The organism is Mycolicibacterium vaccae NBRC 14118 = CIP 105934, assembly GCF_001552715.1.
Classification (GTDB): domain Bacteria; phylum Actinomycetota; class Actinomycetes; order Mycobacteriales; family Mycobacteriaceae; genus Mycobacterium; species Mycobacterium vaccae.
Map to the genome: position 1 here is coordinate 1 of NZ_BCRS01000300.1, position 2,854 is coordinate 2,854.

Annotated in this window: 2 protein-coding genes and 1 pseudogene; 2 read left to right on the top strand and 1 reads right to left on the bottom strand. The window is 70.2% G+C overall.

The features are described 5' to 3' along the window. Positions 1-434, top strand: a pseudogene (locus MVA01S_RS29390) (cytochrome ubiquinol oxidase subunit I); the annotation flags it as partial. Positions 435-465: 31 nt separating this feature from the next. Beyond that, a complete protein-coding gene (serB, locus tag MVA01S_RS29395) occupies positions 466-1,716 on the top strand; it encodes a phosphoserine phosphatase SerB (protein WP_003928729.1) in 1,251 nt (416 codons plus the stop codon). Between the two features lie 3 nt (positions 1,717-1,719). Here the strand turns inward: serB and MVA01S_RS29400 are convergent. Then, positions 1,720-2,854 (bottom strand): aminotransferase-like domain-containing protein (locus tag MVA01S_RS29400; RefSeq protein ID WP_060941818.1); only part of this gene is annotated, 1,135 nt, incomplete at its 5' end.

The window sequence follows — 2,854 nt, forward strand, 5'->3', positions numbered from 1 at the left end:
CCTTCATCGGCTTCCACATGACCTTCCTGGTCCAGCACTGGCTGGGCGACGAGGGCATGCCGCGCCGCTACGCCGACTACCTGGCCAGCGACGGCTTCACCACGCTCAACGTCGTCTCGACGATCGGCGCGTTCATCCTGGGCGCCTCGACGCTGCCGTTCCTGTGGAACGTGTTCAAGAGCTGGCGTTACGGCGAGGTCGTCACCGTCGACGACCCGTGGGGTTACGGCAACTCGCTGGAGTGGGCGACCAGCTGCCCGCCGCCGCGGCACAACTTCACCGAGCTGCCGCGTATCCGGTCGGAGCGCCCGGCCTTCGAGCTGCACTACCCGCACATGGTCGAACGCATGCGGCGCGAGGCCCATGTGGGTCGGGCCCACGGACCCGAGGACGGCGACGTGACGCGGATCGACAACGAGAACGTCCGTACCTGACCGAGACACTGAGCGGCACCGTGTGAGCGCAATGCAAAGGTGGCCCGACGGGTCTTCACGTGACCGGTCGTCGCTGCTGATCACCGTCACCGGCAAGGATCAGCCCGGCGTCACGTCAGCGCTGTTCGAGGTGCTGTCCCGGCACCGGGTCGACCTGCTCAACGTCGAACAGGTCGTGATCCGTGGCCGGTTGACTCTCGGCGTGCTCGTCGCGGCGACCCCGGAGGTCGCCGGGGGATCCACGCTGCGTGACGAGGTCGAAGCCGCGATCCACGGCGTCGGGCTCGACGTCACCATCGAGAGCAGCGACGGGCTGCCGGTGATGCGGCAGCCGTCCACCCACACCATCGTGGTGCTGGGCCGGCCCATCACCGCTGAGGCGTTCGCGGTGGTCGCCAGGGAGGCCGCGGGCCTCGGGGTGAACATCGACTTCATCCGCGGGGTGTCGGACTACCCGGTGACCGGTCTGGAATTGCGGGTGTCGGTACCGTCCGGGGTCTACCGCGAGCTGCAGGCGGTGCTGGCCCGGGTCGCGGTTCAGGAGAAGGTCGACATCGCCGTCGAGGACTACAGCCTGGCCCGGCGGGCCAAGCGGTTGATCGTCTTCGACGTCGACTCCACGCTGATCCAGGGCGAGGTCATCGAGATGCTGGCCGCGCACGCCGGTGCCGAGGCGGCCGTCGCCGAGGTCACCGAGGCGGCGATGCGCGGGGAACTGGACTTCGCCGAGTCCCTGCACCGCCGGGTGGCCACACTGGCCGGACTGCCGGCCTCGGTGCTCGACGACGTCGCCGAACAGATCGAACTCACCCCGGGTGCGCGCACCACGATCCGCACACTGCGGCGACTCGGGTACTACTGCGGCATCGTCTCAGGCGGGTTCCGTCAGGTCATCGAGCCGCTGGCCCATGAGCTCATGATGGACTTCGTCGCCGCGAACGAACTCGAGATCGTCGACGGCAAGCTCACCGGACGGGTGGTCGGCGACGTCGTGGACCGGCCCGGGAAGGCCAAGGCGCTGCGCGACTTCGCCCAGCAGGCCGGGGTCCCGATGGAGCAGACGGTGGCCGTCGGGGACGGTGCCAACGACATCGACATGCTCTCGGCCGCCGGGCTCGGGGTGGCGTTCAACGCCAAGCCGGCGCTGCGCGAGGTCGCCGACGCGTCGCTGAGTCACCCCTACCTGGACACCGTGCTGTTCATCCTGGGTATCACCCGCGGGGAGATCGAGGCCGCGGACGCGCTCGACGGCGTCGTCCGACGCGTCGAGATCCCCGACTGACGGTCAGACCACGACCGAGGTCGGTTCCGCCGGCGCCAGCCCGGTGACCGAGCGCCACGCCCGCGCCAGCAGTTCGATCGCCCCGACGAGTTCGGCGTCCGGCAATGTGTAAGGCACCCGGATGAAGCGTTCGAGGGTGCCGTCGACGCCGAAGCGTGGGCCGGGCGGAATCTCCAGTCCCAGCCGGGACGCGGCGGCCGACAGCGCCGAGCTCATCGGCGCGGGCAGCCGCACCCACAACGACAGACCGCCGGTGCCCGGTGCCGGCTGCCAGTCCGGAAGATGTTCGGCGAGCAGGTCCAGCAGCAGCGCCCTGCGTGCGCGCAGCAGCTCCCGGCGTTCGGGCAGGACCTCGTCCTCGGCGGCCAGAAGCCTTGCCCCGGCCAGTTGTTCGAGGATCGGGGTGCCCATGTCGAGCGACGGGCGCAGCGCGGCGATCGTGGCCAGCGCGCCGCGGTCGCCGCGAATCCAGCCGATCCGCAGGCCGCCCCAGAACGACTTCGACATCGAGCCGACCGTGAGCACCAGATCGCGGCGGGTGGTCATCGACGCGGCGAACGGTCCGGGCACCTGTTCGTCGAGCCACATGTCCGTGATGGTCTCGTCGACGATGGTGCGGGTGCGCGTCTCGCTGATGATGTGCGCCAGCCGGGTGCGCTCCGCGGCCGGCAGCGTCATCCCGGTCGGATTGTGGTTGTCGGGGATCAGGTAGGCCATCGCCGGCGCGACCTGCCGGACCGCGGCCTCGACGGCGTCGAGTTCCCAGCCCTCGGGCGCCATCGCGACGGGGACGGGCCGCAGGCCGCGGGTGGCAATCGTCGCCAGGGCGCCGTGGTAGGTCGGTTGTTCGACCAGCACGCGGTCGTCGGGCTGGGTGAACGTTGCCAGGATCAGGCCGATCGCGTGCAACGCCCCGGTGGTCACCATGATCTCGTCAGGTTCTGTCGGAAGTCCACGCGCGCAATATCTTTCGGCGATCGCCTGTCGCAGCGGAGGAACCCCGGCCAGCTCGATGCCGAATGAGTGCAGGTACGGGGTGAGCTGCTCGGCGGCCTCGGCGAACGCCCGCGACACGACTGCGGCCGGTGCGGCCAGCGTCGCCGCGGCCAGATTGGCGGTCGGTGCGGCCACCGGCGCC

Excerpts from the sequence above, each read along its gene's own strand:
- serB (WP_003928729.1), top strand. The coding sequence starts at position 466 with ATGCAAAGGTGGCCCGACGGGTCTTCACGTGACCGGTCGTCGCTGCTG.